The organism is Salibacterium salarium (genome assembly GCF_030813635.1).
Lineage (GTDB): Bacteria > Bacillota > Bacilli > Bacillales > Marinococcaceae > Salibacterium > Salibacterium salarium.
Window position 1 is genome coordinate 318,983 of sequence record NZ_JAUSUM010000002.1, and the last position, 26,151, is coordinate 345,133.

A 26,151-nucleotide genomic window follows, 5' to 3' on the forward strand; every position below is an offset into this window, starting at 1 on the left:
TGTCGATTGCACAATACATGCTAGGTCTTTTGTTTATAAGAAAGGTGATTTACAATGAAGATTGTTTTTATGGGTACACCTGATTTTTCTGTCCCGATTTTAAGAGGGTTGGTAGAAGCCGCTTATCAAATAGAAGCGGTAGTAACGCAACCCGATAGACCCAAAGGGCGAAAAAAAATAATGACTGCTCCGCCTGTTAAAGAAGAAGCATTGAAACATGGTTTAACCGTACTACAACCGGAAACACTAAAAGTAGAGGAAAATGTTGACGATATCCTAAAAATGGAACCGGATGTTATTATTACAGCAGCGTTTGGACAAATATTACCAGAACGATTATTAACAGCCCCTTCTTTTGGAGCAATTAATGTTCATGCCTCTTTATTACCGAAATATAGAGGTGGGGCACCAATCCATCAAGCTGTTATTGATGGGGAAGAAAAAACGGGAATTACGATTATGTATATGGTGAAGGCGTTGGACGCAGGTGATATCCTTGCAAGACGAGAACTACCGATTGAGGACAGTGATACTACTGGTTCTTTGCATGATTCATTAAGTATTGTTGGGAGAGACTTGTTACTTGAAACCTTACCGCTGTTGAAGCAAAATCGTTTGGAGCCTGTTGCTCAAAATCCAAGGGAGGTAACGTTCGCTCCGAATATTGGTAGAGGTCAAGAACAGATTGATTGGGACAAACCTGGAAAAGAGATTTATAATCAAATTCGAGGGATGAATCCTTGGCCTGTTGCGTATTCAAATTATAACGGTAAAGTGTTTAAAATTTGGAAGGCACAAAAAAGACAACTTCAAATAGCGGAAGAGAGCGAGCCGGGGACGATTATTTCAATAAATGAAGAAGCTATCGTCGTTGCAGCTGCTGACGATATAGCAATTGAAATAACAGAACTTCAGCCGGCAGGTAAAAAAAGAATGGAAGCTGCTGATTATTTACGCGGTTCTCATGAACTGCAAACGGGAGAATCTTTTACTAATGACAAAAAAAATATATAAAAATGTGAGAGAAGAGGCACTTCGTATGCTAGAGCGAATCGATAAAGAGGGAGCATACAGTCATTTACTCCTCAACCACGTATTGAACGAAGGATTTATTTCCGACAAAGACGAATCATTGCTAACGGAGCTTGTCTATGGCACGATAAAACGGAAGAATACACTAGATTATTACATTGATCCTTTCATAAAGAAAGGTGTCGCTTCCTTGCAATCTTGGGTGTTACAGTTGTTAAGAATGTCGGTTTATCAATTCGTGTATCTTGATAGAGTTCCTGAACGTGCAGTCATTCATGAAGCTGTCCAAATTGCAAAGAAAAAAGGGCATAAAGGAATTAGTGGGCTCGTAAATGGTGTATTACGGTCGATGCAACGAAATGGTTTACCATCAATCGATGAAAACTTATCTTTCACAAAACAGCTCGCTTTAACATCAAGCCATCCTGCTTGGTTGCTGGAAGACTGGATAGAAGCATACGGAAAAGATAAAGCAGAAAATATGGCGCATGCCAATCTTCAACCACCTGTTTTAAGTGTACGTGTAAACCAAGTAAAAACTAATAAACAGGATTTAAGAAGACGTTTGGAAGAAGAAGGATGTGCCATTGTAGATGGTCATGTATCCGAAGATGCCCTTTTAGTGACTCATGGAAATGTTATTGCAACGGAGTCTTACAAAGAAGGGTTGTGTACCATTCAGGATGAAAGCTCTATGTTAATTGCAAGATTTCTCCAACCCCTGCCTGGAATGAAAGTAGTAGATGCTTGTGCAGCGCCGGGCGGTAAAACGACACATGCAGGGGAGTTAATGGAAAACGAAGGAATGATACATGCTTTCGACCTTCATGATAAAAAGGTTGGTCTTATTAATGAACAAGTTCAACGCCTAGGATTAACGAATGTTGAAGCAAAATCCGCTGATGCAAGACAATTAACGGAAAAACTTGAACCAAAAACAATGGATCGTGCACTTGTTGATGCCCCGTGCAGCGGCTTAGGCGTTGTGCGACGGAAACCAGAATTAAAATGGCAGAAGCAAAGAACCGATTTAAATCGACTGCCTCATATCCAAACCGCTATTTTAAATGAAGCAGCAGAATTAGTGAAACCTGGTGGACGCCTAGTGTACAGCACTTGTACCGTTCGAAAAGAAGAAAATGAAGATGTGCTCCAAGCATTTTTGGAACAGAATCCATCGTTTATTATAGATGAAGAGGCAAAAATGAATTTACCAAAAAAACTGACAGACCATTTGGAAGTTACGGAAGGTCAACTTACGATTTTTCCGCAAGATTTTCAATCGGATGGTTTTTTCATGGCAGCTTTAAAAAAATTATGATCATAAAATAGAAAGGGTGAAAACCATGCAAGCATTAAAAACAAAGGTAGCTGCGGAATCGCCGGGACTGCCTTCTATATATTCTTTACAATATGACGATTTGCAAAACTGGTTGAAAGAGCAAGGAGAGAAAGCGTTTCGGGCACAGCAGATTTATTTTTGGCTGTATCAAACGCGAGTGAATTCATTCGCAGAAATGACAAATTTGTCCAAAGAATTACGCCAGAAATTAGAAGAAACATTTTCGATTACCTCATTAAAAGAAGTTACAAAACAAGAATCGATAGACGGTACCGTAAAATATCTATTTGAATTAAAAGACGGTTACACGATAGAAACAGTGTTAATGAAACATGATTACGGAAACAGTGTATGTGTAACTTCGCAAGTTGGCTGTCGTTTGGGCTGTACATTTTGTGCTTCTACCTTGGGAGGATTAAAACGGAATGTTGAAGCAGGAGAAATTACTGCACAAGTCCTTGAAATTCAAAAAGATCTTGATAAAAAAGGAGAACGTGTAGACTCTATCGTAGTTATGGGTATTGGAGAACCGTTTGACAATTATGATGAACTTATTTCGTTCTTGAAAGTAATTAATCATGATAATGGATTAAACATCGGTGCTCGTCATATTACGGTGTCAACGAGTGGAATGGTGCCGAGAATTTACGATTTTGCCGATGAACAAATGCAAATTAACTTTGCTGTATCTTTACATGCTCCGAATTCTGAAATAAGAAGTCGTTTAATGCCGGTGAACCGGGCTTGGTCTGTCGACAAACTGATGGAATCGATACGTTATTACCAAGATAAAACGAACCGCCGTGTTACGTTTGAATACGGATTGTTTGGCGGAGTGAATGATCAAGTGGAGCATGCAGAAGAATTGGCTGAATTAATTAAAGGTTTAAAATGTCATGTTAACTTAATCCCTGTCAATGATGTACCTGAACGAGATTACGTGAGAACAACTAGAAATGATATTTTTGCTTTTGAACGTACATTGAGAGAAAAGGGAGTAAACGTGACAATCAGGCGTGAACAAGGCCACGATATTGATGCAGCGTGTGGTCAGTTACGTGCAAATGAACGGGAAGAAGAAACGAGGTGACCCTTTTCGGTGGAAACTGTATTTGTAACAGATGCTGGACGTGTACGTGACCATAACGAAGACACGGGCGGCATATTCACAAATAGTGTAGGGGAATATTTAGCGGTTGTAGCGGATGGAATGGGTGGACATCAAGCGGGAGATGTAGCAAGTGAGATGGTGAAAAATCACCTTCGTGAAGCATTTGAACCTATTGATAAACCATTTACTCCTGAACAGGCAGAAGACTGGCTACGCCAACAAATAAATACAGCAAATAAAAAGATATATGAAACATCGTTGGAACAAGATAAATTAGCTGGGATGGGAACGACTGTAGTTACTGCTGTTTGTACCCCTTCTTTTGCTGTCATTGCTCATGTTGGGGACAGTCGTGCTTATCATCTGTCAGAGACGGAATTCGAATTAAAAACGGAAGACCATTCTCTCGTTAATGAACTAAAAAATAATGGACAACTCACCGAAGAAGAAGCAGAAAATCATCCTAGAAAAAATGTCTTAACAAGAGCTATCGGCACTGAAGAGCAGATAAAAAGTGAAACAATGGCAATGGAATGGAAAGTAGGAGAAGGAATTGTACTGTGTTCAGATGGATTAACGAATAAAATCAGTCCTACTGAAATAAAAAAATACATGAAAGCATCGTCGTCGCTTCATGAGTGTGCCCGCACACTCATACATACAGCCAATGAACGAGGGGGAGAAGACAATATCACCCTGGCCATTATTATACATTCCCCTTATAACAAGGAGGTGGAATAGTGTCTGAACTTATTGGCAAACGTATCAACGAACGTTATGACATTCACGAAGTAATCGGCGGCGGTGGCATGGCTCATGTATATAGAGGCGAAGATGTGATACTTGAACGCCCTGTTGCAGTAAAAGTGCTACAGCCGCAATATAACACGGACGAAGAATTTATACGGCGATTTCACCGAGAAGCACAAGCTGCTACCAGCCTCGCTCATCCGAATATAGTTAATATATACGATGTAGGAGAAGAAGAAAATCTTTACTATATTGTAATGGAACATATTGATGGATATACATTAAAAGAAAAAATACATCAAAAAGGTCCGCTTCCGCTTGAACAAGCGGTCGATATGATGGAACAAATTCTAGGGGCTATAAGCCATGCTCATGCGAACGATATTGTTCATCGTGACATGAAACCGCACAATATACTACTTAATTCTGACGGTAACGCCAAAGTAACAGATTTTGGTATAGCACGTGCAGCTACGGCTGCTACAATCACTCATACGAATTCGGTCATGGGTTCGGTGCATTATATGTCACCGGAACAGGCCAAAGGTGGTGTGATTACGACGAAATCTGACATTTATTCTCTTGGTGTTGTTCTTTATGAAATGATAACAGGTACGTTGCCTTATACCGGGGATTCAGCAGTTAGTATAGCGCTGAAACATTTACAAGAACCAATCCCGAATCCGTCTAAACAGCGCCCTGGATTACCGCAAAGTCTAGAAAATGTTATTGTGAAGGCGACTGCCAAAAACCCAGAAGATCGTTATGATAGTGTTGCTGAGATGCATCAAGACCTACACACCTCTTTATCACAGGAACGTCGAAATGAACCGCCTTTTGTTATACCAATTGATGAAGATGCGACAAAAGCAGTTCCGATTATAAAAGAAGAAAACGGGGATGGGGGCATCACCCAAGCTGTTCGTTCAGACACGCTGCGCAACGGCTCTGAAAAAGTGGGAAATGAACCGTCAGAATCAAGTCCACCAAAAAAATCAAAGAAACGCTGGTTATGGATATTGATTTTGTTTTTTATACTCTCAATTGGTGCCGCTATTGCCGCTTTCACCATAATTCCAGATTTATTAATAGCGGATGACGTAGAAGTGCCCGATGTATCAAATATGACAGAAGATCAAGCTACTCAAGAACTCGAAGAAGCGGCATTTATGGTAGAAAGTGAACGGATAAATGACGATTCAGTCGAAGAAGGATCCGTTGTTCGTCAGAACCCTGGTGGAGGGTCTGTTGTTAAAGAAGAAAGCACGGTTCAACTATACGTAAGTGATGGACCTGATACCGTAGAAATGCCTGACCTTGATGGAGTTAGTCGGGATCGAGCGGAAGATATGCTTGATGATTACGAAAATGTTGAATTTTCCTCTTCACAAACTTCAGAGTACCCTGCTGATCAAATTATTAATCAAGATCCAGAAGTTGGCGCAAACGTTATTCCAGAAGAAACTACTGTATATTTAACATACAGCACAGAGCCTGAATTTTCTCTCCAAAATTTAAAAGGAGAATCAAGAGAAGCAGCAGAAAACTATTTGGAAAGCTCTAATTTAGAAGGAACGTTTAACACAAGCTTTTCTGACAGTGTTCCCGAAGGAAATGTTATCGAGCATTCACCTGGTCCGTATAGTACGGTAAAAGAGGGGGATGAGATTACTTTCACTATCTCAGATGGCCCGGATGAACCGGATGAGTCTGAACAGTCAGAAGACAATCAATCGGAAGAAATGGAAGCTGTCATACCTGTTGAAGTTTCTGAAAGTGATCAGGAAGATGGAGTTTCTTACGATATTAGAATTGTGTATGAAGATGCTACGACAAGCGGGCCTACTATATTTACTGAAGAAAGTATATCGGAAACTAAGACCTATAGAGTTCCACTTGAGGTTACTCCCGAATCAGATGGCACATACACTCTATATGTTGACAATCAGGAAGTACAATCCAATAGCTTTTCCTACGGGGAATAAATGGGAGGCATTATGGCGCAAGGGATTATTACAAAAGCAATAAGTGGTTTTTATTACGTTCAAAACGATACAGGAGTGTATCAGTGTAGAGGACGAGGTTTATTTCGTAAGAAAAATATAAAACCTCTTGTCGGGGATTTTGTTGAATTTGAAGCAGACAATAAAGAAGAGGGATATGTAAACCAAGTTTTCGAACGAAAAAATGAGCTTGTGCGCCCTCCGGTTGCTAATATAGATCAAGCCTTTCTAGTATTCTCTGCGCAAGAACCAGCTTTGTCTACGGCTATGCTCGATCGATTTCTCGTTCATATGGAAGCGATGGACATTGAAGCAGTAATTGTAGTCAATAAAATGGATTTAACGGCCACAGATTATCTTGACCCATACAAAGAGGAGTATGAAGCGGCTGGTTATCCCTTCCATATTGTTTCTAGTCGAGATGGAACAGGGATAGACCAGCTCCAAAAGTACCTAACTGACAAATTAAGCATGGTAACGGGAGAATCCGGTGTTGGTAAATCGACTTTATTAAACCAACTGCTCCCGTCCTTGAATCTTGAAACGGCAGAAGTGTCGGCACGTTTAAAAAGAGGAAAACATACAACGAAACATTTGGAACTTATTCCTTGTAACAACGGTTTTATTGCCGATACCCCTGGTTTTAGTTCCCTTAACTTTGAAAAAATTGATGAAGATGATTTAGATATTTGTTTTCCTGAATTAAAAGAAATTATGCCAGACTGTAAATTTCGCGGTTGTACTCACCGTAAAGAACCGGGATGTGCAATTAAAGAAGCTGTGGAAATGGGAAACATAGCAGAATTTCGTTATGAGCATTATAAACAATTCTTTGAAGAACTCGTCCAGCAACGGAGGTATTAATGATGACAAAAATTGCACCATCTATATTAGCAGCTGATATTTCCCGATTGAAAGAGGAAATAGAAGATGTCACTAAAGGAGGAGCGGATTATATTCACGTGGATGTAATGGACGGGCATTTCGTACCCAATATCACCATTGGACCGTTTGTGGTGGAAGCCGTACACCCCCACACATCCTTACCCCTTGACGTCCATTTAATGATTGAAGAGCCGGACCGCTACATTGAAGAGTTCGTGAAAGCAGGTGCAGATATTATATCGGTGCATGTTGAGGCGTGTCGGCATCTACACCGTACAATAGAGCTGATTCACGAACAAGGCGCCAAAGCCGGAGTGGTTATTAATCCGGCGACACCAGTAGAATCAATAAAGCATGTACTTCAAAACGTTGATTTAATTCTGTTAATGACGGTCAATCCAGGATTTGGAGGTCAGACTTTTATTTCAGAAGTGCTTCCAAAGATTGAACAAGTTAAAAAAATGTTAATGGAAACTAATCATCAAGCAGAGATTGAAGTAGATGGAGGTGTCAATGAGGAAACGGCTGCAGCATGTATCGAGGCAGGTGCGGATGTATTAGTTGCCGGTTCTGCTGTCTTTAAAAAAGACAATCGAAAAAATGCCATTGAATCAATAAGAAATAATTATAAATAAAAGTCCCCTCTTACTTCGAGGTCGGTGTTTGTGCACCGACTTATTTTTTTAATATTCTTCTTTTACGAAGACCGATAATTCTATTGTTGTGAGCTTTTTTATTTCAAAGCAATGAAAAAATAACGGTCTTCCTGCCTTTTCCTTTATCCATTTTCCAACACTTTTTTCATATATCCTTCAATAGATACATACGTAAACTAAAAAATGCATAAAATATTTACTATGGTGCGTAAATATAACGTAGTACTTAAAAACAAGAAACAATACGTTGGCACAAAGGACTGCCTTTCTCATTATACTACTCAGGAAGAGGAAACGTCGGATTGATATCAAAATACTAAAAAAGGCATGTCTTCTTTATTTTATATGTACTATTTGAAAGAAGTTGAATATACATATAGAAGAATGCTATTTGTTGATGACGGATACGAGAATCACTCCGAAGAAACGCAGGGATTGAAACGAGACAAAGGAGAAGCGGCGCGTGCCGCAATAAGGAAAAGAAAGAGGAGGAGTTTGTAATGAAATTTTACACTATTAAGCTGCCAAAATTTCTTGGAGGGTTTGTACGCGCCGTAATTGGAACAATTAAAAAAGATTCTTAACTATAATATCATTATGTAAACAAAATCTATTACAAAAAAACGGGATTAAACCTTATCTGCAAGGTATAATCCCGTTTATTTTCGTCTTTTATCATACACGCTGTACTTTGCCCGATTTTAACGCGCGAGCTGAAACATATACACGCTTTGGTTTACCGTCAACCATAATGCGTACTTTTTGTACGTTGGCTCCCCAGCGTCTTTTTGTTGCATTATTTGCGTGAGAACGGTTGTGGCCTGATTTTGGGCCTTTGCCTGTCACATAACATTTACGTGCCATGACATGCACCTCCTTATGCTTTCCATCTATCATTCATTAGCGAATCACACTTGAATATCTTAGCATATGAAAAGAACCAATGCAATCATAAAAATAAATATTTAAAGGAAATAACCTTGACAGCAATATTGGTGTGAAACGATGAATGATAATCGTCACAGATGTCCGCACCCATACCTTTCGACGTTTTATTCACCTCCTTTCAAAAATAGAAGGAGTATAGTAAAATAACCTTAGTTCATGAAGGAGAGTTGAAAAGGGAGGCTGTATGATGACCATTGAAATGAATTCACAATTGGGATCTATTGATGTATCAAGAGAAGTCGTGTCAACCATTGCAGGAGGAGCTGCTGTGGATTGTTATGGCATTGTAGGTATGGCTTCACAAAAACAAATTAAAGATGGATTATCTGAAATGCTGGGCCGCGAGAACTTTTCACGAGGGGTTGTCATTCGTGAAATAGAAGACGGCATTCACATAGATATGTATATTATTGTGAGTTATGGAACGAAGATTTCGGAAGTAGCTTATAATGTCCAAACAAAAGTAAAATACCAATTACAGCAAATGTTGGGTCTAACAGTTGATTCTGTGAATGTATACGTTCAAGGAGTGAGAGTGGCTCAATCGTAGGCAGAAGTGAGGAGGAAAGAACGGTGACAGCAACAATAAATGGAAAACAGCTCGCATTAATGTTTCAAGAAGGCGCGTCTGTCTTAAGTAATAATGTGAAACAGGTTGATGCATTAAACGTTTTTCCTGTTCCTGATGGAGATACGGGAACAAACATGCATTTAACCATATCATCGGGTGTAGAAGAAGTGAAAAAGAGTAATCAAAATCATGCAGGAGAAGTAGCCAAATCCTTTTCAAAAGGTCTTCTGATGGGAGCAAGAGGGAATTCTGGTGTTATATTATCGCAACTTTTTCGTGGTTTTTCGAAAGCGGTAGAAAAGAAGAAAGAGCTAACGGTCCTAGATTTAAATGAGGCAGTCGAACAAGGGGTGAATACGGCTTATAAGGCTGTTATGAAGCCGGTAGAAGGTACGATACTCACTGTTGCAAAAGATGCCGTTTTTCAAGAGAAGGCGTCAACTGAAGATTCACCGATTGATTGGATGCGATCTATTCTTCAACATGCAGAATTTTCTCTTCAAAAAACCCCGGATTTACTTCCTGTTTTAAAAGAAGTGGGAGTCGTTGATTCAGGTGGTCAAGGGCTGGTCTATATTTATGAAGGTATGCTTCAAGCTTTACTAGGAAAAACATCAACTCAAAAAGAAGAATCTACAGCTCCGTCACTAGAGGATATGGTGAAAATAGAGCATCACCAAAATGCGCAATCGCATTTATCGACAGACGATATAAAGTATGGATATTGTACAGAAGTTATGGTGAAATTTGAGGAGGAAAAACTTCTTGCTAATTCTTATGACGAAAACGCCTTCAAAAATGAACTTAATCAATTAGGAGATTCGCTGTTAGTTGTAAGTGATGAAGATTTAATGAAAATACATATTCATGCGGAGTATCCTGGAGAAGTATTAACAAAGGCTCAGGCTTTCGGAAGTTTGATTCATGTAAAAGTGGATAACATGAGAGAGCAGCATCAAGCATTGGCAGAACCAAGGAATGATGCTCAACAAAATCCAAGTGAGAATGTCTCAATCGAAAAAGCTCCCGCGTCATACGGATTTGTAACTGTTTCTGTTGGGGATGGAGTAGAAGCTCTTTTTCGAGGACTTGGAGCTAATCAAGTTGTAGCAGGCGGTCAAACCATGAATCCAAGTACCGAAGATATTGTGAACGCGATAAATAATGTGAATGCCTACAATATATTCGTACTCCCTAATAATGGAAACGTTGTGATGGCTGCAGAACAAGCTGCTGAAGTAATAGGGTCACATATTCATGTAATTCCTACAAAAACTGTGCCGCAAGGGTTAAGTGCAATGTTTGTTTTCGATGAGAACTCAACACCGTTAGAAAATAAGGACGAAATGGAAAAAGCGACAAAACAAGTGAAGACAGGACAAGTCACGTATGCGGTGCGAGACACAATGATGGATGGTATGGAAATAAAAAAAGGAGATTACATGGGTCTTGCCGAAAAAGAAATAGTAGCATCTGGTCCGACGATGGAAAAAGTAACCATGGAACTTTTGTCTCATTTAGTTGATGATGATGACGAGATTGTAACATTAATTCGTGGAGAAGACGTAAACGAATCAGCAGAGTCAGCAATTTCTTCTTACATGGAAGAAGCGTTTCCGAATATAGAAATGGAAACTCATGAAGGCGGACAGCCGCTTTATTCTTATATAATTGCTGTAGAATAGATGAATTATTTCTTAGGAAGGGGAGTTTATGGTGGGGCGTGTAAAAATAGTAACAGATAGTACCGCTGATATACCTTCGGAGTTGGTGGATAAATACAATATTACCGTTGTTCCATTGAAAGTAGTGATGGGGAATGAAACATTTCAAGATGGAGTCACTCTAACTCCAGAAGCGTTCTATAACAAATTGGATCTATTGAACGATCTTCCTACGACGTCCCAACCGACCCCTTACGAATTTGAAACAGTTTATCAGAGAATACAAGAAAAATCCGCTGATGAAGATTTATCAATTCTGTCTATTCATCTGTCTTCCAAAATGAGTGGGACGGTCCAATCAGCTCTTCTTGCAGCTCAATCAGTAGAAAATGAAGTTAACGTTGAAGTCGTTGATTCCAAAAAGGCGTCTTATGCTATTGGAGTTATCGTTGTTGAATTAGCAAAATTGGCGCAAGCAGGAGCAAGTTTGGCAGAATGCAAAACAAAGCTTGAGACATTTCTCCAAGAGACAAATGTCTATTTTCTGGTTGATACTCTGGAGTTTTTACAAAAAAATGGGAGAATTGGTAAAGCATCTGCCTTAATTGGCTCTTTATTAAAAATGAAGCCTGTTTTAAGTTTAACAGAAGAAGGAGAAGTTTACCCTTACCGAAAAGCTCGCGGAAAAAAGAAAGCATTAGCTGTTATTAGTGAAGCTCTTAAGGAGCAGTATAAAAATCAACCTGTACATATTGGTGTGTCACATGCAGAAGCCGAAACATCAGGGGAAGAACTCTTGGATGTGGGGAAAACAGAGTTAAACACACAATCTACGGTCTTAACGAAAATTGGGGCAGTCATTGGTTCTCATACTGGACGTGGAACAGTCTCTATTGCTGTAATGCCTGCATACAAAGCACAAAGTGAAACAAACGAACCGAGATAGTCAAGAGGAGGCACCTATGCCTTTTTGGAAAACATCACCAAAACCCGAACGTGAAGAAAAAGGATTAAAAGGGGAAGGGTTTATAATGTATATTCCCGATGACAAACAATGAACGATTATTTACAACAACCCATATCTGTATTGAATGGAATTGGAGAAGAGAAAGAGAAAGAACTTCAGCAAATTGGGTTAATGTCTATTTGCGATTTGCTTCAGCATTTCCCGTATCGCTATGAAAATCATGAAGTACAACCAATTGAAGAACTGCGCCATGATGAGCGGGTGACGATTTCCGGCGTTGTTCAAACAGAGGCTTCTGTCCGCTACTATGGCAAAAAAAAATCTAGGATGACCATTCGGCTTGTCGTAGAAAATATTTTAGTGACAGCTGTTTTTTTTAACCGTGCATTTTTAAAAAATAAAATAAATCGAGGAGATATCGTAACAATAACCGGAAAATGGAATAAATACAAGTTAACCATTACGGTGCAAGATTTTAGGCAGGGGGAACCGGACCCTGCTAAGCAATTAGAGGCTGTCTATTCTGTTGGCGCTGGTATTACAGTAAAACAAATGCGCCGCTTTCTTCAAACCACTTTACAGACCTTCTCTGACTACATTCCGGAAATTATGCCTTCCTCTATTCTTACTGCCTATAAATTACCTTTAAGAACTCATGCGTATCGATCGATTCATTTTCCTAAAGATAAAGAGGAACTAAAACATGCAAGGCGACGACTTGTTTATGAAGAGTTACTTTTGTTTCAGTTGAAGATGCAGGCTTTTAAACGACAAGAACGGTTGTCAAAAAGTGGAATGATACATCAGTTTGATGAAAATGAAGTCAATACGTTTATCGAACAGCTTCCTTTTTCCTTAACGGGTGCCCAACTTCGTGTTGCTCGTGAAATAATGAAAGATATGAGAGACTCCTTGAAAATGAATCGTCTACTGCAAGGAGATGTAGGATCCGGGAAGACAGTCGTTGCTTCTATAGCCATGTATGCGGCTTATTTGGCCGGTGCTCAGTCCGCTTTAATGGTTCCGACTGAAATACTGGCAGAGCAACATTTTGAAGCATTAAGTCAGCTTTTTAGTGATGTGGAGGTATCTATTACATTGTTGACGGGGTCCATTAAAGGTAAGACAAGAAAAACTAGAAATGAATCGATTCAAAATGGAGAAATTGACATTGTTGTCGGTACTCATGCGTTAATTCAAGAGGACGTCCACTTTAAGCATTTAGGTCTCGTTATTACAGATGAGCAGCATCGTTTTGGAGTAGCGCAGAGGCGAACATTGCAAGAAAAAGGATATGAGCCCGATGTTCTGTTTATGACGGCTACTCCGATACCACGAACCCTTGCAATATCTGTGTTTGGGGATATGGATGTATCGGCTATTGATGAACTTCCTGCTGGTAGAAAGCCGATTGAAACGTATTGGGTTAAACACGATATGTTGGAAAGAATCCTCCGATTTATAGAAAAACAAATAAATCAAGGAAGGCAGGCTTATGTCATTTGTCCGCTGATTGAAGAGTCGGAAACACTTGATGTCCAAAATGCGATTGATGTTCATGCACAGTTGCAACAATTTTTTGTGCACCATGATGTCGGATTAATGCACGGCCGTCTAACGACAGAAGAAAAAGAACAAGTAATGGAAGCATTCTCAGCTAATGATATTCATATTCTTGTTTCTACTACAGTAGTAGAAGTAGGGGTCGACGTTCCAAATGCTACGACAATGTTGATTTATGATGCTGACCGATTTGGTCTTTCCCAACTCCACCAACTTCGAGGTAGAGTAGGCCGTGCCCAGTATCAGTCATATTGTATTTTAATGGCTGATCCAAAAGGAGAAACAGGTCAAGAACGAATGAAAATCATGCAGGAAACAGAAGACGGTTTTGCGTTGTCAGAGAAGGATTTAGAATTAAGAGGACCTGGTGATTTTTTCGGAAGCAAACAAAGCGGTTTGCCGGATTTCAAAATAGCGGACGTCGTTCACGATTACAAAGCGTTAGAAACAGCGAGACAAGACGCAGCTGCTATGATAAAAAGTGAAGCGTTTTGGCAAGATCAAACATATGCCGGATTGCGTGAGTATTTAGAAAGCAGCGGAATACTTAATGGTCAAAAACTTGATTAATAAAGCTTGAAAATCAAAGAATGGAATTATATACTACTCTTAGTACCTAGTCATAGAATCGGATGGTGGCAGCGTCGTGAAACGAAATAAAAAAGAAAGACAACAGAAATTAAAAGAAAAAATAGATGCGGACCCATTTAGCACGGATGAAGCGCTGGCGCAAAGTTTTCAAGTGAGTGTGCAAACGATTCGTCTAGATCGGATGGAACTTTCCATCCCGGAATTGCGAGAACGTATTAAGCATGTGGCGAGAGAACATTTAGATGAAGTACAAGCTCTGCCGCTGGAAGAAGTAATTGGAGAGATTGTTGATTTGCGGTTAGACGAAGAAGCTATCTCCATATTAGATATTGGTGCAGAGCATGTATTTTCAAGAACAGGGATAGCACGTGGGCATTACTTGTTCGCTCAAGCCAACTCGCTTGCTGTCGCTATTATTAACGATGAATTAGCTTTAACGACCAAAGCGTCAGTTCATTTTAGCCGGCAAGTGAAAAATGGAGAAAGAGTTATCGCAAGAGCTGTCGTCACCGAATCAAAAGGACATAAATCGTGGGTTGAAGTGACAAGTAAGGTGAATCAAGAACTTGTGTTTCACGGTGAATTTGTCATGTATCGATCCCATCGTTAAAAATCAAGTAATAAAGGAGCCAACGTTCATGAAAATTGTCATCGACGCGATGGGCGGAGATCATTCTCCTAAAGCTCATGTAGCAGGTGCCATGGCTGCAACAAGATCATTTGATGATGTGGAAATTCTCTTGGTTGGAGACGAGCAAGAAATTAATAAACATTTGACCAAATCAAATAACATTTCAGTGCTTCATACAGATGATAAGATTGAGCCGGAAGATACACCGACAAAAGCAGTTAGAAGAAAGAAAAATGCCTCCATGGTACTTACGATGCGTGAAGTCAGAGAGGGACGTGCTGATGCTTGCATTTCATCTGGCAATACAGGTGCTTTGATGACATCTGGACTCTTACATGTCGGACGAATTTCAGGTATTGAACGTCCTGCGCTTGCGCCAATGCTCCCAACTCTAGAAGGAGACGGGTTTTTACTGCTTGATGTAGGAGCAAACGTGGATGCTAAAGCATCCCATATCTTACAAAATGCATTCATGGGATCTACTTATATGGAGATGGTAAAGAAAGTTAATCGGCCAAGGGTAGGATTAATTAACATAGGAACAGAAGAAGGCAAAGGGAATGAGTTGACGAAAGAAGCATTCACTTTGCTTGAGAATGCACCATTACATTTTGTAGGAAATGTTGAAGCTAGAGATTTGTTAGAAGGCGTTTGTGATGTGGCGGTGTGTGATGGTTTCTCGGGAAATTTAGTATTAAAATCGATTGAAGGAACAGCAGAGTCGCTATTTTCCTTGTTGAAAAAGGAAATGACAAGTTCTTTTACAAATAAGTTAGCGGCTGGTATGCTACGTTCCAGTTTTCGAAATATCAAAGATAAAATGAGCTATTCACATTACGGCGGTGCAGGGTTGTTCGGACTTAAGGCACCAGTAATAAAAGCACATGGATCATCTGATCATACGGCTATTTTTCATGCGATTCGTCAAGCACGACAAATGGTGTACGAAAATGTTACTGATATCATGGAAAAAGAAGCAGAAAAACAGGGGGAATAAAGAAATGTCAAAAGTAGCCTTTCTGTTTCCGGGGCAAGGCTCTCAATACGCTGGAATGGGAAAAGAATTGTATGAGCATCATACGAAAGCAAAATCTTTAATCGATGAAGCAGATAACATCGTGAACTATCCATTATCTGGTTTAATGTTTAACGGGCCAGAGGAGCATTTAAAAAAGACGGAAAATGCTCAACCCGCCTTATTAACGACAAGCATTGCAGCGCTCGAATTACTGAAAGAAAAAGGAGTAACTCCCGATTATACAGCTGGACATAGTTTAGGTGAATATTCTGCCCTCGTAAGTTCAGGTGTCCTTTCGTTTAAAAATGCGCTGACTGTTGTCAGACAAAGAGGGTTGTTTATGGAAGAAGCTGTACCTTCTGGGGTAGGGGCGATGTCTGCCATTATGGGAATAGAACGGGAAGAACTTGAAACATTAACAAGCAAAGTGGAAGAAGATGGTGAAATCGTACAGCTTGCTAATTTGAATGCTCCAGGTCAAATTGTTATTTCCGGAGCCAAATCGGCCGTCAAAAAAGTCGAAGAACTCGCTAGAGAAAATGGGGCAAAACGTGTCATATCTCTTGAAGTGAGTGGACCGTTTCATTCAAAGTTGATGCAGCCAGCTCAAGATAAATTGGAAAGTGTGCTGGAGCCAGTACCGTTTTCTGATGCAGAGGTTCCTGTTATTGCAAATGTTAACGCTCAAGAAGCAACGGATGCGTCTGTTATTAAAAATCAATTGGTAGAGCAAGTAACATCACCTGTTTATTGGGAGGATACCATCAGGCGTCTTTTAGAACTAGATGTTACGACGTTTGTAGAAGTTGGACCCGGAAATGTACTAAGTGGTCTCGTACGTCGAGTTCAACGTAGAGGTGTTAATGTATATTCTGCTCAAGATATAGAATCAATTGAAAAAATTGTGGAAAACATACAATAGAGGAGGCTTTCATATGTTGATGGGAAAAGCAGCACTTGTTACAGGTGCGTCCCGTGGAATTGGTAAGGCGATTGCATTGGAACTTGCAGCTAGTGGAGCAAATGTCGCTGTCAATTACGCTGGGAGTGCCCAGAAAGCAGAAGAAGTTGCTGCGGCATGTAAAGACCAGGGCGTAAAGGCCTTTTCGGTGAAGGCTGACGTTGCAAATGATGAAGATGTAAAAGCTATGATAAAAGAAGTAACAGACCAATTCGGTCAGATTGATATTATGGTTAATAATGCTGGAATTACGAGGGACAACTTAGTTATGCGTTTAAAAGAAGAGGATTGGGATGCTGTACTTGATACAAATCTCAAAGGTGTTTTTCATTGCGCAAAAGCAGGTGCTCGTCCTATGATGAAACAGCGGGAAGGGAAAATTATAAACATTTCATCTGTTGTTGGTGTTACAGGTAACGCTGGTCAAGCAAACTACTCTGCGGCAAAAGCAGGTGTGATAGGTTTGACAAAAAGTCTAGCCCGTGAATTTGCTGCACGTAATATTCAAGTGAACGCTGTTGCTCCGGGATTTATTGAGACGGAAATGACAGAGCAGCTTCAAGAAGAATCTCAGGCAGCTTTGGTAGAACAGATTCCCCTTGGTAACTTGGGTGAAGCAGAAGATGTAGCCAAAGCAGTTCGCTTTTTGGCATCAGATGACGCAAAATATATAACTGGTCAAACATTGCATGTTGATGGTGGTATGGTTATGCCGTAACTCGAGTGAAAGGCATAGCATTTTCCAAACACATCTTCTATAATGGCAATAGAAATGATTCTTTAAAGGGGGTGAACAAAAATGGCAGATACGTTGGAACGCGTGAAAAAAATCGTAGTAGAACGTCTTGGTGTGGAAGAGTCGGAAATTACCCGCGAAGCAAAATTCAAAGACGATCTAGGCGCTGATTCTCTTGATGTCGTTGAGCTTGTTATGGAGCTTGAGGATGAATTTGATCTTGAGATTTCAGACGAAGAAGCAGAAAAGATTGTAAGTATTGCTGATGTCGTGAACTACATAGAAGCACAGCAATAATAGATAGGATGGGAAAAGCCGTTTCTCATGTAAGAACGGGGAAACGGCTTTTAATGATTACAAACGGAGGACCTGCTATGGGACAAAGATCGGAGAAAAAACAAACGTCTTCTCGTTCAAAAAATACAAAAAAACTAGTCTTGTCGGAAAAACAAAGAAAAAATCTGTATGAAATGTTAGATGGTCTAGGTCTGTCTTTTGAGGATGAAAAATTATTGATTCAAGCTTTTACCCATTCATCCTATGTGAATGAGCATCGTATTCGGTCCGTTTATGACAATGAGCGCCTGGAATTTCTTGGAGACGCTGTCCTGGAATTATCGGTTTCGCAGCATCTTTTTAAGCGTTTTGCAACGATGAGTGAAGGTGAAATGACTAAATTACGGGCAGCTATTGTATGTGAGGCTTCTTTAGCTAATCTTGCTGAGGAATTAGCGTTCGGAGAACTTGTCTTTCTCGGAAAAGGGGAAGAAATCACTGGCGGACGAAATCGACCAGCTTTATTAGCGGATGTATTTGAAGCATTTGTAGGCGCTTTGTATTTAGATCAGGAAATGAGTGCTGTATACAAATTTTTAGAACAAACAATTTATCCGAAAATCGATGACGGTGCTTTTTCGCATATGATGGATTTTAAAAGTCAATTACAAGAGCATTTACAAAAAGACAACCTTGGAACCATTCATTACGCAATCACTGACGAAATAGGACCGGCACACAGCCGCGAGTTCATTTCGGCCGTATATTTAAATGACGAAGTGATGGGGGAAGGAAGCGGCCGCTCTAAAAAAGAAGCGGAGCAACATGCCGCTCAACAGGCATTATCAAGACTAGAACCATCTACAACTCAAAAGGAATAAAAAACCACGCCAATTCTGCGTGGTTTTTTATGTTATTTTTTTAATTTTCCAAGTTCTGATATGATGGCATCCATCTCACTGACGCTGACTTTATCTTTGTTGTTGAGCATATCGTATAAGTCTTTTATATCTTCGTATTGATTTAAGTCGAAGTTCTCAGGTTGAATCGCAGAACTATTTACTACTTGTAATTTTTTTGCAATTTCTTCGACCATAAAGTTCAAATTTTCTTGTGTTTGTTCCTCTAGGTTCACACTTATCCTCCACCTTTATGTAATCATAATCTCTGTTTATTGTAGATGCTATATCAAAAAAGAGCAAATACCATTTATACAGGCTTCTGCCAATCTGTGGATTATGATAAAATAGGAGAGCCATTCTTCTGAATGAAGAAGGTCAAAATGAGTATGATTGAAGAGGAGGACATCAACATGTTCCTCAAAAAATTAGAAATAAAAGGATTTAAATCTTTCGCAGAAGAAATGAATATAGAATTTGTACCCGGAGTGAATGCAGTGGTAGGTCCAAACGGAAGTGGTAAAAGTAACGTTTCGGACGGCATTCGGTGGGTGTTGGGAGAACAATCCGCTCGTTCGCTGCGGGGGTCGAAAATGGAAGATATTATTTTTGCAGGCAGCGACAGCCGAAGAGCTCTAAACGTTGCAGAAGTAACACTAGTACTTGATAATCAAGATCAGTTTATGGATTTGGACTATAATGAGGTAAGTGTCACACGCAAGTTATTTCGCACAGGCGAAAGTGAATACTTAATAAATCGCCAACCGTGTAGAAGAAAAGATATTGTAGATTTGTTTATGGATTCTGGAATGGGTAAAGAAGGTTTTTCTATTATTGGTCAAGGCCGGGTGGAAGAAGTTCTCTCCAGTAAACCGGAAGAACGCCGCGCCATTTTTGAAGAGGCGGCCGGTGTTTTAAAATATAAACAAAGAAAAAGTCAAGCGGAGAAAAAGCTTACTGAAACACAAGATAATTTGAACCGTGTTGAGGATATTTTGAATGAGCTGGAAGGTCAAGTTGAACCATTGAAGGAGCAAGCTTCAATGGCGAAAGACTATCTTGCAAAAAAAGAAGAATTAGAAGAAAAAGATATAGCTTTAACTGTTTCTGAAATTGAAACCAAACATGAGCAGTGGAAGGATTTACAGGAAACGGTGAAGCATTTTGATGAAAGTAAGCAAAAAATAGAACAAAAATTACAGCTTGAGGAAAATAACTTGGCTTCCGTTCAGAGCAAAGCAGCTGAAATCGATGATTCGATTAGTGCTTTACAGGACAAGCTTGTCTCAACAAGTGAACGCCTTGAAAAGGAAGAAGGGCGGCGTCGTTTATTAGAAGAACGCGGTAAAAATGCAGGAGAGAAGAAAGAAGAATGGGAAAATCGTCTAAATGAAATAACCGAAAAGATGGAACAGTCTAAACAAGAATGGGACATTCAAAAAGAAAGGCTCCAACAAAAGAAACAGCGTGTAGACGAGCTTGAAGCGAAATTAAGCGAAATTAGAAACAATTGGAACGCATATAAAGAAAGCCGGATGGAAGAAATAGAATCATTAAAAAGTGAATATATTGAACGGCTGAATGAGCAGGCAGCGATTCGCAATGAAGAAAAATATTTATCAGAACAAAAAGCACAATTAACACAAAAGCACGGCTCCCTTAATGATGACAACGACACGTATGTGAAAGAACGAGAGGAAGCAAAAAATAAGCTAAGCGAGTGGCAGACGCTGAAAAATCAAGCACAAGAAGACTATGATGGTGAAAAAGCGGCTTTTAAAGAGTTACAGCAGCGTTTGAACATACATAATAGCGAGGTCGAACAAAAGGAGAAAAAGCTGTATGATGCCTACCGTTATGTCGATCAGACTCGTTCGCGCCTGCATGTGTTAGAAGAAATGGAAGCTGATTACTCTGGATTTTTTCAAGGAGTAAAAGAAGTGTTGAAAGCAAGAGAAAGTTCTCTAGATGGTGTGGTTGGAGCTGTCGCTGAATTAATAGAAGTACCAAAAGACTATACGACAGCCGTAGAAACAGCGCTTGGTGGAGCGTTACAGCATGTGGTAACAGAGACGGAAAAGGATGCTCGACAGGCAATTCAATATTTAAAAAATCGTCAAAAAGGGAGAGCAACGTTTTTACCGGCCGATGTGATTCGAACGAGACATTTGTCAAAAGAAATCAAACACAAGATGGAAACGATGCAAGGTTTTATCACTGTTGGGGCAGACGCGCTGACTGTTGATAAAAATTATAAACACATCATTGACCACCTTCTCGGACAAGTTGTATTTGCCGATTCTTTAGAAGCCGCGAATATGATGGCAAAAGCCAGTAACTACAAGGTTCGAATTGTCACACTAGATGGTAACGTCGTTAATCCAGGCGGTTCTATGACAGGTGGTGCGGCTAAGCAGCAAAAAAGTCAGCTTCTTGGAAGGCAGCACGAATTAGAAGAACTGAGAAAAAAATATGATGACATGCAGGAAAAAACGGAAACATTGGAGCAACAAGTACAATCGCTGAAACAGCAGCGTGAAAAAATGAAGAATCAATTGGAAGAATGTCGGGAACGGGGAGAAAAAGCAAGAGATGAATTGGAACGTGCTAATGAAGGTATGACCAAAGCAGAAGCAGAATTAAATCGTGCCAACTCCCGTCTTTCATTGTTTGATAAAGAATCAGCTTCATTAGAAGAGGAACAAGAAAAACTTCATAACCGGGAGAAAGTTTTATTAGAGAACAAAGATAGTGTTGCTCAAAAATTAGAATCATTGGAAAATCAAATTTCTTCCTTAGAGAAAGTGGAGAAAGAACGAGGAGAGAAATTGGAAACTCTTCAAGCAGAAGAAACTGAATTAAAAGTTGAATTAGCGACCGCTAAAGAGGCGGCATCTAATGAACAAGAACAAGCTGAACGTTTAAAACGGCAGTATGAAGATGAGTCTTCACAAAAGGAGAAATTAACAAAAGACATTGCGCTTTTGGATGAACAACTGTCTTCGATGAACGGCGGCAGTGGAGATGTAAATACGGATATTGAAGAAATTCGAGCAGAAAAGCAGCGACTCACAGATGAAATGACACAACTGCGAAGAGATCGCGTAGAGGGAAGTGATGAGGCGGAACGGTTGAAAGGAATGATCCAACAACTCACTCATGAACGCAATGAAAAACAGCAAGCATATCATGATAACCAAATTGAAATGAACCGCCTTGATGTGGAGCTTGATACGAGACTGCAACGATTGCAGGAAACGTATGAAATAAGTTTCGACCGAGCGAAGGCTAATTATCAGTTAGTCGAAGAACCGGAGGAAGCCCGCAAAAAAATAAAACTTATAAAAATGGGGATTGATGAACTGGGAAATGTTAATCTTGGTGCCATTGAAGAATATGAGCGAGTGTATGAACGAGTTTCCTTTTTGTCTGATCAAAGAAATGATCTATTGCAAGCACAATCATCGCTGTATGAAGTCATACAAGAAATGGATGATGAAATGATTAAACGTTTTTCTGAAACGTTCGATGCTATACGTGCTCACTTCCAAGAAACGTTTACTGAATTGTTTGGAGGTGGACAAGCAGATCTACATTTAACGAATCCTGGTGAACTTCTTCATACTGGTGTTGATATCGTCGCTCGTCCGCCTGGGAAAAAGAGACAACACTTGTCGTTACTGTCCGGAGGAGAAAAAGCTCTGACAGCCATTGCGCTGCTATTTTCTATTGTTAAAGAAAAACCGGTGCCGTTTTGTGTCCTTGATGAAGTTGAAGCTGCGTTGGATGAAGCCAATGTCAGCCGCTTTGCCAAATATTTGCAAACGTTTAGCCAAACAACACAATTTATTGTTATTAGCCATCGTAAACCAACGATGGAAGAGGCAGATGTTTTATATGGAATTACGATGGAAGAATCAGGTGTCTCTCGGATGGTGTCTGTGAAATTAGACGAAACTGAGGAATTAATGGATGCAGTACAATAAAAGATAGGGAGGTTAAGAGCTGCAAGGTCGTCAAAAAATGCAGCGCACACAATTATGGGATTTTTTGATAAGTTAAAAAAGAAAGTAACAACTCAAACAGACTCAGTAACGGAAAAATTCAAGGAAGGATTGACGAAAACAAGAAATTCATTTGTTGGACAGATGAACGAACTGTTTGCTCAATACCGTAATGTAGATGAAGAATTTTTTGAAGAGCTGGAAGATATTTTAATAAGCGCAGACACTGGGGTCTCGACAGTAATGGAATTAATAGATGAGTTAAAACATGAAGCTAAATTGCGTAATATAAAACAATCTAAGGAGCTTGCTCCTGTTATCAGTGAAAAATTAGCAGAAAAGCTTGATAAAACGGGAGAAGATACGAGTTTAAATATTCAGCAAAATGATATGACGGTGATTCTTTTTGTTGGTGTGAATGGTGTCGGAAAGACAACTACTATTGGAAAGATGGCACATTCATTTAAACAAGAAGGAAAAAAGGTTGTCATGGCAGCTGGTGATACTTTTCGAGCTGGAGCAATTGAACAGTTAGATGTATGGGGAGAAAGAGTAGGCGTGGATGTGGTTAAGCAGCAAGCCGGATCTGATCCGGCAGCAGTCATGTATGATGCTATTCATTCTGCTCGTTCTAAAAAAGCGGATGTATTATTGTGCGATACGGCGGGCAGGCTTCAAAATAAAGTAAATCTTATGAAAGAATTAGAAAAGGTTAAACGTGTTATATCTCGTGAAATTCCCAATGCCCCTCATGAAGTATTGTTAGTGCTTGATGCTACAACAGGACAAAACGCTATGAATCAGGCAAAAACGTTTCAAGAAGCAACGGATGTATCAGGAATTGCATTGACCAAGTTGGATGGCACCGCAAAAGGAGGAATTGTTCTTGCTGTCCGCAATGAACTAGATATTCCAGTGAAGCTTGTCGGTCTTGGAGAAGGCGTGGATGATATGCAGCCTTTTGATGCGGAACATTTTGTTTACGGGTTATTTAAAGAATTGGTTGAAGAAAATTCGGAGAATGAAAATAGGTAAAGAACTGTGTTAAGAAATTTTCTTGACAGGGGTAACGACATCTAGTATTCTTATTAGTTGTAAAGGAATTTGACTTAACATAAGAGGGTGGACGATCATGCTGGAAAAAACAGTTCGCATGAACGCATTGTTTGACTTTTATCAGCCCTTGTTAACGTTAAAACAACAAAAATACATGGAACTTTATTTTCTTGACGATTATTCGCTTGGTGAAATTTCGGAGGAGTTTGATGTAAGCCGTCAAGCCGTTTACGATAATATTAAACGGACAGGGGTTATGTTAGAAGAGTATGAAGATAAGCTCGAACTCTATCGAAAGTATCAATTGCGAATGGCATACTACCGCCAGTTAAGAAATAATGAAGAAGAACATGATTCTCCTTCCCCTGGTCTTATAAAAACGATTCAAGCTCTTGAAAAATTAGAGGAGGAGGGGACGACGTAATGGCTTTTGAAGGTTTGGCGGAAAGACTTCAGGCAACCTTCGATAAAATGAAAGGTCGCGGAAAAGTCTCAGAAGCCGATGTCAAAGAAATGATGCGCGAAGTGCGCCTGGCACTTTTAGAGGCGGATGTTAACTTTAAAGTAGTGAAAAAATTCGTCAACGATGTGAAAGAACGGGCCGTCGGTCAAGAAGTCATGAAAAGTTTGACGCCGGGACAGCAAGTCATTAAAGTTGTTAACGAAGAATTAACGGCGTTAATGGGCGGAGAACAAACTAAAATCGCTACTGCTCAAAAAAGCCCAACCGTCGTTATGATGGCTGGTTTGCAAGGTGCGGGTAAAACAACTACGGTTGCAAAAATTGCTAATCACCTTCGCAAACACAACAATCGCAAACCACTTTTGGCAGCGGCTGATATTTATCGGCCGGCAGCGATTGACCAACTAGAGACGTTGGGAAAACAATTAAATATGCCTGTTTACTCCCTAGGCGATCAAGCATCTCCTGTTGATATTGCCAAAGGTGCGGTAGAACAGGCGAAAGAAGAGCATTGTGATTATGTTCTGATTGATACCGCTGGACGTCTGCACATTGATGAGAACTTAATGGGAGAACTTCAAGAGGTTAAACAAGCAGTGCAACCTGATGAAATTCTATTAGTTGTAGATGCTATGACCGGTCAAGATGCTGTCAATGTTGCTGAGAGCTTTAATGAGCAGCTTGGTATCACTGGTGCCGTCTTAACGAAGCTTGATGGAGATACACGCGGTGGTGCTGCTTTATCTGTCCGACAAGTTACAGGGGTGCCGATAAAATTCGCCGGTGTTGGCGAAAAAATTGATGAACTTGATGAATTTCACCCTGAACGTATGGCCTCGCGCATTTTAGGGATGGGCGATGTGCTTTCTCTCATCGAAAAAGCACAGACGAATGTGGATGATGAACGCGCAAAAGAGTTAGAGAAGAAAATGCGTTCTGCCGAAATGACTTTTGATGATTTTCTTGAGCAGCTTGAGCAAGTTCGCAATATGGGACCATTGGATGATTTATTGCAAATGATGCCTGGTGCGAATAAAAAAGCGATGAAAAATATCCAAGTGGATGAAAGTCAAATAGGGCGTGTTGAAGCAATCGTTCGATCGATGACAAAACATGAAAAAGATAACCCGTCTGTAATGAACGCAAGTCGAAAACGACGAATTGCAAAGGGTAGTGGAACAACTATTCAGGATGTCAATCGTCTGTTGAAACAATTCGAAGACATGAAGAAAATGATGAAACAAATGACGTCGGGTCAAAAGGGAAAGAAAAAAGGCAAAGGTGGCTTTCAACTCCCTTTCATGTAGTGAAAAGGAAAAAGCCTTTACAGGGAAAGATAATCCTATTATAATAAGCTATTGTGTGAAAAAAATTTGGAGGTGTCTATAAATGGCAGTAAAAATTAGACTTAAACGTATGGGAGCAAAAAAACGTCCATTTTATCGTCTCGTTGTAGCCGATTCCCGCGCACCGCGTGATGGCCGTTTTATCGAAGAAATTGGAACGTATAATCCGTTGAAAGATCCAGCGGAATTGAACATTAACGGGGAAAAAGCGGTTCAATGGATGCTTGAAGGGGCAAAACCTTCTGACACTGTTCGTAACCTTTTCTCTAAAGAAGGTCTAATGGAACAGCTTCATAATGCTAAAAACGAACAAAAATAAATCACTATAAAGTTATTTATTTATCCGTAAGAAAGGCGGGGATAGTGTGAAGCAGTTAGTGGAAACGATGGCCCGCTCTCTTGTAGATTATCCTGAACATGTAGACGTTACAGAACGTCAACAGGACAACACCCTCGTCTTAACATTAACGGTTCATGAGAGCGATATGGGAAAGGTGATTGGCAAACAGGGGCGAATTGCAAATTCATTGCGTTCTGTCTTATATGCTGCTGCCGCCCATCATCAGCAACGTGTTCGTTTAGATATTGCAGAGTAATAGAAAGCAGGGGCGAGGATTAAATTCCTTGCCCTTTTTGATAAAATAGAATTGCCGTCTACAATCCCCTATGTTCTGTTGG

Annotated in this window: 26 protein-coding genes; 24 read left to right on the forward strand and 2 right to left on the reverse strand. The window is 40.0% G+C overall.

The window, feature by feature from the left end; genetic code table 11:
* The first annotated feature begins 54 nt into the window (after nucleotides 1-54).
* From fmt to spoVM, 8 genes are all read left to right on the forward strand, one after another.
* On the forward strand, nucleotides 55-1,014 hold the full coding sequence (gene fmt, locus J2S78_RS07405) for a methionyl-tRNA formyltransferase (RefSeq protein WP_306897455.1): 960 nt from the start codon (nucleotides 55-57) through the stop codon (nucleotides 1,012-1,014).
* Entirely contained in the window at nucleotides 1,007-2,353 is a 1,347-nt protein-coding gene (gene rsmB, locus J2S78_RS07410) for a 16S rRNA (cytosine(967)-C(5))-methyltransferase RsmB (RefSeq protein WP_306898751.1), read from the forward strand. The genes fmt and rsmB overlap by 8 nt, the downstream gene beginning before the upstream one ends.
* A gap of 25 nt (nucleotides 2,354-2,378) precedes the next feature.
* Nucleotides 2,379-3,464, forward strand: a complete 1,086-nt coding sequence (gene rlmN / locus J2S78_RS07415) for a dual-specificity RNA methyltransferase RlmN (protein WP_306897456.1) — start codon at nucleotides 2,379-2,381, stop codon at nucleotides 3,462-3,464.
* A gap of 9 nt (nucleotides 3,465-3,473) precedes the next feature.
* A complete protein-coding gene (locus J2S78_RS07420) occupies nucleotides 3,474-4,226 on the forward strand; it encodes a Stp1/IreP family PP2C-type Ser/Thr phosphatase (RefSeq protein WP_306897458.1) in 753 nt (250 codons plus the stop codon).
* Entirely contained in the window at nucleotides 4,226-6,220 is a 1,995-nt protein-coding gene (pknB, locus tag J2S78_RS07425; protein WP_306897460.1) for a Stk1 family PASTA domain-containing Ser/Thr kinase, read from the forward strand. The genes J2S78_RS07420 and pknB overlap by 1 nt, the downstream gene beginning before the upstream one ends.
* A gap of 12 nt (nucleotides 6,221-6,232) precedes the next feature.
* The gene (rsgA, locus tag J2S78_RS07430; protein ID WP_306897461.1) at nucleotides 6,233-7,102 is read left to right on the forward strand and encodes a ribosome small subunit-dependent GTPase A; all 870 of its coding nucleotides are present in this window, start codon (nucleotides 6,233-6,235) and stop codon (nucleotides 7,100-7,102) included.
* A gap of 2 nt (nucleotides 7,103-7,104) precedes the next feature.
* Complete coding sequence (rpe, locus tag J2S78_RS07435) at nucleotides 7,105-7,758, forward strand: ribulose-phosphate 3-epimerase (RefSeq protein WP_306898752.1); 654 nt, start codon at nucleotides 7,105-7,107, stop codon at nucleotides 7,756-7,758.
* A gap of 521 nt (nucleotides 7,759-8,279) precedes the next feature.
* The gene (gene spoVM, locus J2S78_RS07440) at nucleotides 8,280-8,363 is read left to right on the forward strand and encodes a stage V sporulation protein SpoVM (RefSeq protein WP_125558815.1); all 84 of its coding nucleotides are present in this window, start codon (nucleotides 8,280-8,282) and stop codon (nucleotides 8,361-8,363) included.
* Between the two features lie 91 nt (nucleotides 8,364-8,454).
* On the opposite strand, the gene rpmB is transcribed toward spoVM, so the two are convergent.
* Nucleotides 8,455-8,643 carry a 50S ribosomal protein L28 gene (gene rpmB / locus J2S78_RS07445; RefSeq protein WP_125558762.1) on the reverse strand — a complete coding sequence of 63 codons (189 nt, stop codon included), beginning with the start codon at nucleotides 8,641-8,643 and terminating at the stop codon, nucleotides 8,455-8,457.
* Between the two features lie 271 nt (nucleotides 8,644-8,914).
* Between rpmB and J2S78_RS07450 the strand changes: the two genes are divergently transcribed.
* From J2S78_RS07450 to rnc, 10 genes are all read left to right on the forward strand, one after another.
* Nucleotides 8,915-9,277 (forward strand): Asp23/Gls24 family envelope stress response protein, encoded by a 363-nt coding sequence (locus J2S78_RS07450; RefSeq protein WP_306898753.1) that lies wholly within the window; start codon nucleotides 8,915-8,917, stop codon nucleotides 9,275-9,277.
* Between the two features lie 59 nt (nucleotides 9,278-9,336).
* Nucleotides 9,337-10,983, forward strand: a complete 1,647-nt coding sequence (locus tag J2S78_RS07455) for a DAK2 domain-containing protein (RefSeq protein ID WP_306898754.1) — start codon at nucleotides 9,337-9,339, stop codon at nucleotides 10,981-10,983.
* Nucleotides 10,984-11,011: 28 nt separating this feature from the next.
* The gene (locus J2S78_RS07460) at nucleotides 11,012-11,908 is read left to right on the forward strand and encodes a DegV family protein (protein ID WP_306897464.1); all 897 of its coding nucleotides are present in this window, start codon (nucleotides 11,012-11,014) and stop codon (nucleotides 11,906-11,908) included.
* 108 nt (nucleotides 11,909-12,016) lie between these two features.
* Nucleotides 12,017-14,062: an ATP-dependent DNA helicase RecG gene (recG, locus tag J2S78_RS07465; protein ID WP_306897465.1), complete on the forward strand. Its 2,046-nt coding sequence runs from the start codon at nucleotides 12,017-12,019 to the stop codon at nucleotides 14,060-14,062.
* Nucleotides 14,063-14,138: 76 nt separating this feature from the next.
* Entirely contained in the window at nucleotides 14,139-14,693 is a 555-nt protein-coding gene (gene fapR / locus J2S78_RS07470; RefSeq protein ID WP_306897467.1) for a transcription factor FapR, read from the forward strand.
* Nucleotides 14,694-14,721: 28 nt separating this feature from the next.
* On the forward strand, nucleotides 14,722-15,711 hold the full coding sequence (gene plsX / locus J2S78_RS07475) for a phosphate acyltransferase PlsX (RefSeq protein WP_306897469.1): 990 nt from the start codon (nucleotides 14,722-14,724) through the stop codon (nucleotides 15,709-15,711).
* Nucleotides 15,712-15,715: 4 nt separating this feature from the next.
* Entirely contained in the window at nucleotides 15,716-16,654 is a 939-nt protein-coding gene (gene fabD, locus J2S78_RS07480; protein ID WP_306897471.1) for an ACP S-malonyltransferase, read from the forward strand.
* 13 nt (nucleotides 16,655-16,667) lie between these two features.
* Nucleotides 16,668-17,411 carry a 3-oxoacyl-[acyl-carrier-protein] reductase gene (fabG, locus tag J2S78_RS07485; RefSeq protein WP_306897472.1) on the forward strand — a complete coding sequence of 248 codons (744 nt, stop codon included), beginning with the start codon at nucleotides 16,668-16,670 and terminating at the stop codon, nucleotides 17,409-17,411.
* Nucleotides 17,412-17,492: 81 nt separating this feature from the next.
* A complete protein-coding gene (locus tag J2S78_RS07490; RefSeq protein ID WP_125558772.1) occupies nucleotides 17,493-17,726 on the forward strand; it encodes an acyl carrier protein in 234 nt (77 codons plus the stop codon).
* A gap of 77 nt (nucleotides 17,727-17,803) precedes the next feature.
* On the forward strand, nucleotides 17,804-18,586 hold the full coding sequence (gene rnc / locus J2S78_RS07495) for a ribonuclease III (protein WP_370871528.1): 783 nt from the start codon (nucleotides 17,804-17,806) through the stop codon (nucleotides 18,584-18,586).
* A 32-nt stretch (nucleotides 18,587-18,618) separates the two neighbouring features.
* Here the strand turns inward: rnc and J2S78_RS07500 are convergent, their stop codons facing one another.
* Complete coding sequence (locus tag J2S78_RS07500; protein ID WP_306897473.1) at nucleotides 18,619-18,840, reverse strand: DUF1128 domain-containing protein; 222 nt, start codon at nucleotides 18,838-18,840, stop codon at nucleotides 18,619-18,621.
* 177 nt (nucleotides 18,841-19,017) lie between these two features.
* Between J2S78_RS07500 and smc the strand changes: the two genes are divergently transcribed.
* The 6 genes from smc to J2S78_RS07530 all read left to right on the forward strand — a co-directional run bounded on the left by smc (nucleotide 19,018) and on the right by J2S78_RS07530 (nucleotide 26,069).
* Nucleotides 19,018-22,590, forward strand: a complete 3,573-nt coding sequence (gene smc, locus J2S78_RS07505; protein WP_306897475.1) for a chromosome segregation protein SMC — start codon at nucleotides 19,018-19,020, stop codon at nucleotides 22,588-22,590.
* A gap of 54 nt (nucleotides 22,591-22,644) precedes the next feature.
* Nucleotides 22,645-23,643 (forward strand): signal recognition particle-docking protein FtsY, encoded by a 999-nt coding sequence (gene ftsY / locus J2S78_RS07510; protein WP_306897477.1) that lies wholly within the window; start codon nucleotides 22,645-22,647, stop codon nucleotides 23,641-23,643.
* A 97-nt stretch (nucleotides 23,644-23,740) separates the two neighbouring features.
* Nucleotides 23,741-24,088, forward strand: coding sequence for a putative DNA-binding protein (locus J2S78_RS07515; protein WP_125558782.1), 348 nt, complete (start codon nucleotides 23,741-23,743; stop codon nucleotides 24,086-24,088).
* A complete protein-coding gene (ffh, locus tag J2S78_RS07520) occupies nucleotides 24,088-25,434 on the forward strand; it encodes a signal recognition particle protein (RefSeq protein WP_125558784.1) in 1,347 nt (448 codons plus the stop codon). Before J2S78_RS07515 ends, ffh begins: the two co-directional genes overlap by 1 nt.
* An 82-nt stretch (nucleotides 25,435-25,516) precedes the next feature.
* Nucleotides 25,517-25,792 carry a 30S ribosomal protein S16 gene (gene rpsP / locus J2S78_RS07525; RefSeq protein ID WP_125558786.1) on the forward strand — a complete coding sequence of 92 codons (276 nt, stop codon included), beginning with the start codon at nucleotides 25,517-25,519 and terminating at the stop codon, nucleotides 25,790-25,792.
* A gap of 46 nt (nucleotides 25,793-25,838) precedes the next feature.
* Nucleotides 25,839-26,069, forward strand: coding sequence for a KH domain-containing protein (locus J2S78_RS07530; RefSeq protein ID WP_306897479.1), 231 nt, complete (start codon nucleotides 25,839-25,841; stop codon nucleotides 26,067-26,069).
* Nucleotides 26,070-26,151 lie beyond the last annotated feature (82 nt).